Annotated in this window: 4 protein-coding genes; 3 read left to right on the plus strand and 1 reads right to left on the minus strand. The window is 36.8% G+C overall.

What is annotated here, in order from left to right:
- Window positions 1–222: 222 nt before the first annotated feature.
- Window positions 223–1,104, minus strand: coding sequence for a hypothetical protein (locus tag L1272_RS22525; protein ID WP_235374332.1), 882 nt, complete (start codon window positions 1,102–1,104; stop codon window positions 223–225).
- Window positions 1,105–2,098: 994 nt separating this feature from the next.
- On the opposite strand from L1272_RS22525, the gene L1272_RS22530 reads away from it, so the two are divergent.
- The 3 genes from L1272_RS22530 (at window position 2,099) to L1272_RS22540 (ending at window position 5,047) form a co-directional block, all read left to right on the plus strand.
- On the plus strand, window positions 2,099–2,503 hold the full coding sequence (locus tag L1272_RS22530; RefSeq protein ID WP_235374333.1) for a hypothetical protein: 405 nt from the start codon (window positions 2,099–2,101) through the stop codon (window positions 2,501–2,503).
- 474 nt (window positions 2,504–2,977) lie between these two features.
- On the plus strand, window positions 2,978–4,252 hold the full coding sequence (locus tag L1272_RS22535) for a GTP pyrophosphokinase (protein WP_235374334.1): 1,275 nt from the start codon (window positions 2,978–2,980) through the stop codon (window positions 4,250–4,252).
- A gap of 126 nt (window positions 4,253–4,378) precedes the next feature.
- The gene (locus tag L1272_RS22540) at window positions 4,379–5,047 is read left to right on the plus strand and encodes a hypothetical protein (RefSeq protein WP_235374335.1); all 669 of its coding nucleotides are present in this window, start codon (window positions 4,379–4,381) and stop codon (window positions 5,045–5,047) included.
- Window positions 5,048–5,162: the final 115 nt, after the last annotated feature.

The raw sequence follows: 5,162 nt of genomic DNA on the forward strand, positions 1-5,162 counted from the left end.
TAAGGGAAAATATGAATACGACTGCGTTACGGTTAGCAAAACTTGCCGAAGCTCGGCAACATTGATAGTGTGATTACGTCAAAATCGCTTGGTACTTATACCGTCAGTATCCCTTGGTAATCACACTTATTCATTTATCAATAGTTTGTCTTACTTACTAAAGCTTTATATTTTGGGAAGTATAGACCCTAACAGATTTATTTCAGATCTATAATATTAACTCTAAAACTCCGAATAAAACTTATCATCAATCAAGTTAATAAACTTCGTTCTAATAATTATTTTTTCATTCATTATCTCAGCTTCTGCCTCCTTCAGCAGTGGCAGCTTTGTTTTCTTGTCATACCGTGTTGGCATTTCACTCAGTAGCTGTTGGTAGAAGCGCTGTGTGTCTTTCTGAATTTTTGTTGATGCTACTATGAGAAAGACTTTGTCATATAACTTCTGCTCACCAAATAGTGCGCTTTTAAATTTTAAAATGCTTTGCTCATGCTGTTGTTTTCGCTTGAATGAGTGCTCTATTTCAATTGCAGCGACTTCGCTATTGTTCAGTAATACTAGCGCATCAACGTTTTTTACATCATTTGATGGGAACAGACGTTTAAACTCCAACTCAGTCAAATAGGCTTTCCAGAGCGGGTTGGGTATACCGTCAGTATTACTATTTTGAATACCAAGCGCGAGCACTAAACTTAAAATGCTGTCATGCATAATTGAATTTTGATTCACCTGTTGTATAGGCTCTGATGTTGACCGAAAAGGGAAGTCGATTTGTGTTAACTCACGTGCATATTGTGCGCCTGCGTATGTTAATACATAGACGCGACCATCAGCTGCGCGAATTGTTTTAGCTGTTTGAAGTAACCCCATACCAACGAGTTTGTTTAAAAACTCTAATGTCTTTGCTCTATTTGTTTGCCATACCTCTGCACACACAATCGCTGATACAAATCCAAACCGCATTGCATGTTTTATTGTCCACTCTAGTTTTACCTGGCCTTGTTGTCGTCGGTTTTTATATTTTTTGTAATGCATATCGATGTCAAAGTAGGGCAGATATACATTACTGTTGGTAATACCTGAGGTATCTTTATCTATCGTCATTTTTTATCTCCATCGTGATTTGTTTACTTGGAGATATGAAGGTTTGAGTGATACGAATTTTGCTAACATAGTGAAGAATAATCGGTTTTTCATTAGGAGAAGCATTCGCTTCACCACACCCAATGAAAATACTTATAAATAAACTAAATAAGAAGTTTCACTTCATTAATCACAAAGTTTCACTTTTAGATTAAACGCTTACAACCCACGCCTGCTCTAATGTTGACATTCGTCAACGAGCTGGCTCTACGAAGCGTTCGCTTCTAGGGTTGACGCTTAGCGCATGTCCGGCTTGCGCCGCACTAACCCCCCTTTTGCCATGCCAGGCTGCGCATTGATAAATCATGTTGCTTGTACAGCTGGCAGTCGTTCGTGCCCTCACTTTTAGGTTTACTGTTTCATTGCTTCGCTATTTCACAGTAAATTTTTGCTCCACAAAAACAAAAGCGGGGTTAGTCCGCCACAGTCGGACATGCGCTGCTGCGCTCGAAAATTGGCTTCGCAATTATTCTTACTACGCGATTTATTGAGTTGTTTCACAACTGCTTTTTATTGCAGTCAAAGCGGTTGCTTTGATGCGAGATGACGCTTCGCTTTGTAATTAACAGCAGAACACTTTCTGCATAATCTACTTTTATTAATCTTTGGTAATGCGTGTACGATTGTCTCGTTGACAAAAAAACAGATACTGAATCTCGAATTGTAGCGGGACGAGTATCTTTGCTTTTATTGATAAACAAGCTCTACAAAGAGCCAAGGATAACGAATTATGAGATAGATAAGATGGTTTGCCTGCACAGCATTAGCTGTGATTAAACCGTAAACAGGCTGGTGTTTAGCGCTGCACGAGAAACAAAGCCATAGATAAAAGCAGTCAACACTTTTTATCTTTGAAAACTTTTTAGCCGATAAAAGTTTTTATAAAAATATGTTTGCAAATGAGTTTTAAATTCTTAAAGTCAAATAGCGCCAAAACGAAAATTAAGGTGCAATTATGACAGACTTACTAAGTTTAAAACTATTCGGCCATTGTTCTGTAGAGCCATTTATAGAAGAAGATATAGACACACAAATAACCCCAATTGATGTATGTGATGACATACTGAACAACCCTTTGAACCTCTCAGCGCAGATAGATATGGCTGCTGCAACTGCTTGCGTGCTTTCAGATGAAAGTGATATTTCAGAGCCCCTCACAGAGCCTGTATCGTTAATTGATATTAATGACAACTTAGCTTTGTCTGAGTCAATATCGAGTACTGATGAGTGCCATGTAAACCACACAGACCATAGCTTTATGTTATCGGATGAAGGCGGGATCATAACGTTTGATGACGACCATGGTGCCACGGACTGGGGATTTGATGATGCAGGTATCAGTGATAATACAGATTTTTAGGTTAAGCAAAGCTTAGTTTACGTAAGCAAAGAATTAAAAATTTTGTCCTAGTAGTTAGTCCTACCAAAGCCCACATTAGTGGGCTTTTATAGTTTTCAAACCCTATTATTGGTTCAGTATGTTCTGTTTAATATGTATTTACGACTTCGCCCAGTTTCTATCTTAAGTGCTTACTTATTTATTTCTCAAAGTGGGGGAATGTAAGGGCGTTAAAGGACAGCTTTTAGTTAGCTAAATATAATATTTACTGGTCAGGCTGCTCTTTTTGCATATATCTATGAAAATGAGCAGCACACACACATTTATCTATTTAACTTTACTCAAAAATTTTAGAAAACTTCGTGATAGTAATGTCTTAGGTAATTTGTTAAAACTATATAAGGTATAGAAATGAGCGTTAAATTGGCAGAAATATACACGATTAGCGCACTTTTAAATTATGTTTTATTGTTCTAGCAAGGAGTGTTGATTTAGATGAGTGTTATAGAGGATTTTATAGAACAATACGGTCGGCAATATGATTACTATTCTGAACTTGCAAAGATAGGAGCTAACCTGTTAGAGCAAGAACTAGAAAAAAGAGGTATTAAAGCCATTGTTTCATTTCGTGCTAAAAGGCCAGAAAGATTAAAGCTTAAATTAGAGCAACGAAATAAGAAGGTACCTTATAAAGATGTAAATGATATTTTCGACGATATAGTTGATTTAGCTGGGGTTCGAGTCGCTCTATATTTCCCTAAAGATAGGGATTTGGTAGATGAAATAATCAAAGATATTTTTACGGTCAATAAACGAAAGATATTTCCAGAGAGCTCTCATCAACCAAAGTTTGAAAAAAGATTTTCTGGGTATTGGGCGTCGCATTATAGAGTCAATGTAAAAAATGCCACTCAAGGGAAAGAACGTTACGAAAGTGCTTTATTTGAAATTCAAGTGGCATCAGTTTTAATGCACGCTTGGTCAGAAGTTGAGCATGACCTTGTTTATAAACCCTTTTCTGGAAATTTGTCTCAAGAAGAGCTATCAATCTTAGATGAAATTAATGGACTAGTTCTGACAGGTGAAATAGCTCTTGAAAGGCTTCAAAAGGCAATGACCGAGAGAGCAAAAAACAAAGATGACATATCAAATAGGTATGAATTTACAAGTTTTATCACAAACTCTCTCAATAAAAATTACATAAATAAATTAAAGCTAGGTGATACGAAAATACTTTTTAATTATTTATCTGACTCAGAAAAAATAAGCATAAATAAAATCTCCGAATATCTTAGTAAGATAAACCAAAGTGAAAAGGAAACTATTACAGATCAATTGTTTACTATGATTCTTAATGACTCATATAAGGACTCTGAGAGCAGCGATAAATTAAAAAAATATTTCAAACGTTCACTCGGTACGACTAATGATGTTTCAGGATTCGAGTACTTTGTTAAGTCATGGATTATTTTAGAGAAGGCAGTCTCTACTATTCACAAAGAGAGAAACAGACACCATAAAAAATTCTTTACCGCAAAATTTGAACCTTTAGTATCAGATGGAGTGATCTCAAAGGATGAGGCTACTGAGCTTAACTATTTCAAAAGGGTTAGAAATAACTTGCTTCACGGGGTTGAAACACCTAATGATGAAGAGTTGAATGTTGGCTTTTTAAGGCTAATTACTCTTACAGAAAAAATAATATCCTCAATAAATGACGAAGCAGCCAAAGAATACCTATTGAAAGAAGTAAGGCTATTGCGTAATTAAAACATACAAGGCATTTAAAATTTAGACATTTTAATGCTTGCTCGGCTCCACTTAGTTGCACATTTTAGCAAGTATTACTATGCCGTTTAATTCGGTATTACAACCTCAAATACATAGGACATCATCATGATCAAAAAATTATCACAAAGATACGATGACTTGGCAGATGAAGCATTACGCATTGAAGAAACCAAGGTTACAAAACAGAGTGGATATGCGAACTACGATGAAATTAACGAAGAAATGTTTGATGAGTGGAAGGTTAAGGCTAAATCGCTAATTGTTAAGACGTGTGGTAACGATAGCGAGCATATTAATGCATTTGTTAAAGCTGAACAGCCTATACCTATGGTGGATGATAGCTATAGCGTACTCAAAAGAGTAAAGCCTGTTTTTATGGCTGCGAAAGATGACTTTCAGGGTGGGTTTCTGTCATCAGTAAAAAACCTTGTTCAAGCAGAATTGTTCGACTCTGAGCTGGAGCAGGCCATAGAGCTTCTTAATAGCGGTTATAAGGGCCCTGCTGCAGTCGTTGCAGGAGTAGTTTTAGAAACGACTTTGCGAGACCTTTGTACTGATAACTCAATACCACACGCGAAGCTCGACAAAATGAATTCAGACCTAGCCAAAGCTGGTGTGTACAACAAGTTGCAACAGAAAAGGATTACAGCTCTGGCTGATATTAGAAATAGTGCGGCACATGGTGATTGGGGGTCGTTCAATGATATTGAAGTTAAAGAGATGATCAGAGATGTAGAACGGTTCTTATCTGACTACTTGGTGTGGCCTTGTTGATCAAATGCAGCTCTCTAATAAACTCACTTAACTTACTGATATTTAGGCAGACCAAGGGTGTTGATCTTATTTAGCGCCTTCACTTTGATCATCGCTTCAACCAGTTGGCGATTGT

Origin of the sequence: Pseudoalteromonas sp. PAST1 (assembly GCF_021532515.1) — a bacterium.
Lineage (GTDB): Bacteria > Pseudomonadota > Gammaproteobacteria > Enterobacterales > Alteromonadaceae > Pseudoalteromonas > Pseudoalteromonas simplex.